Origin of the sequence: Anaerotignum lactatifermentans DSM 14214 (genome assembly GCF_900142265.1) — a bacterium.
In the GTDB taxonomy this organism is placed as follows: Bacteria; Bacillota; Clostridia; order Lachnospirales; family Anaerotignaceae; genus Anaerotignum; species Anaerotignum lactatifermentans.
The window spans coordinates 1-1727 of record NZ_FRAH01000150.1; the positions used below are offsets into that span (position 1 = coordinate 1).

A 1727-nucleotide genomic window follows, 5' to 3' on the forward strand; every position below is an offset into this window, starting at 1 on the left:
AAGGCTATGTCACAACAAACAGTTGATAAATAGCCATTTTTATAGGGGAGTATCAGAACTCCCCTACAAACTGTTATTTGCAGTTATCTATACTCATTTGGAATTTCGATATGAAGTGTCTCACACAATAACTTCACATCATGTGCATCATTTTCATCAAACTCGTATCCCAGATGGAACATTACTTGACTATATGGTTCAATACAGGAAACCTCTATTTCCTCAATTCTTCCTTTACCCGAAAAAGTTTCTACCGGAAAACAATCCCCATCATAAAGAATTTCACCTTCGTCCGTATATTCAAAACAATGCAAATCAATAATTCTGTTTTTCAAATCTTCCCATACAGTATGGTTCAATGTTGTATATTCCATCTTAATCTCATAAAAGCCATTAGCTTTCATTATTTCTATAAAGTTCTGATAATCGTTCTTTTCTACAAAAATGTCAATATCATTATGGGCTCTTGACTGATATCCAAGAAGAGCATCTACACCCCAGCCACCATCAAGAAAGACTTTAATCTCCGCATCTATTGCAAATTGAAGAATCTGTTTTACATCTGTTATATTGACCATCTTATCATCTCCACAAATTCTAATTAGGCGACCAGAGGAACTGCTGGTCTGTTTGATAAATCTCTGCATTTAGCAGTTTTCAATGTTGCCAAAACGAAAGTTAAGAAGATGTTCCTTTTCTCCATGTCGCTTTCTTTGGCGTAATTTACAAGGTTATTCCACACAAGATAGTTGTTCAGATACTTGGTAGAAACACCGTTAAAGCCACGCATAAACCTCTTTAGCTGGCTATGGTAGCTATTGATATGTTGGATATTATAAATGCCTTTCTTGGCTTTGCCAGTCTTTAACTGCACAAGGTCAATGCCATTGGCATTTGTAAATCTCACATAGGAGTTCATCTTGTCCGTAACAAGAGTGGAATTGGTCTTAATCCTACCATCATAAATATGATGTAAATCTCTTGTAGAAACTCTACCAGTATTCGTAATCTTGGAGATAGACAAGCCATTCCTATTAACCGCACAAGGAACACATACCTTTTCTTGGGACAAGCCTCTGATATGTGTAGAATGACCACGCTTATGAGCCTTGCGTGGCATAGCAAATGTCTTACTCTTGCTATGATTGCCCTTGTACGAGATGGCGAAAAAAGTTTCGTCAGCCTCAATAATGCCGTCAAGGGTAACATCGTCTGCCATATTCTGAAGTGCATCCAAAATCTTGTGTCTCCAAAGGAATGCGGTGTTTCTGTGAATCCCACAAGCAACAGCAGTCTTACGAATGGATAAGCCATTCATCATACAATCAATGTACTGCTCCCACACGGACAAGTCTTTTCTTGTACCAGACACAATGGAGTTCGTAGCAATCACGAAGGACTTGCCACAATCCTTACATACATATCGCTGTGTGCCATCTTTACGATGACCATTGCGAACCACATGGATACAGCCACAAAGAGGGCATACACGACCATTTGCAAAGCGTTCCTTTGCTACGAAATCTTCAATATTCAAAGACTTTACAAAGGCAGGACTTAAAAGCATTGTTTTAAGGCTTTCCTGCTCTGCGACAGTCAACTTACCGATAATATCTAATGCGTCTTTGATAGTAGGCATATCCAATTACCTCCTTCGGTGGTACTGTTTCTTACTATTATTATACGCTATTTCTCGTCAAAAATCAACCATTTGTTGTGACAGAGCC

Annotated in this window: 2 protein-coding genes; both read right to left on the bottom strand. The window is 38.5% G+C overall.

What is annotated here, in order from left to right; all coding sequences use genetic code 11:
• Window positions 1-83: 83 nt before the first annotated feature.
• The gene (gene lnu(C), locus BUB35_RS18280; protein ID WP_019543803.1) at window positions 84-578 is read right to left on the bottom strand and encodes a lincosamide nucleotidyltransferase Lnu(C); all 495 of its coding nucleotides are present in this window, start codon (window positions 576-578) and stop codon (window positions 84-86) included.
• 23 nt (window positions 579-601) lie between these two features.
• Window positions 602-1639 (bottom strand): IS1595-like element ISSag10 family transposase, encoded by a 1038-nt coding sequence (locus tag BUB35_RS18285; RefSeq protein ID WP_002837184.1) that lies wholly within the window; start codon window positions 1637-1639, stop codon window positions 602-604.
• Between the last annotated feature and the right edge of the window lie 88 nt (window positions 1640-1727).

What these genes read in the sequence shown, in the direction of transcription:
- BUB35_RS18285 (WP_002837184.1), bottom strand. Translation starts at nt 1,639, where the DNA reads ATGCCTACTATCAAAGACGCATTAGATATTATCGGTAAGTTGACTGTC.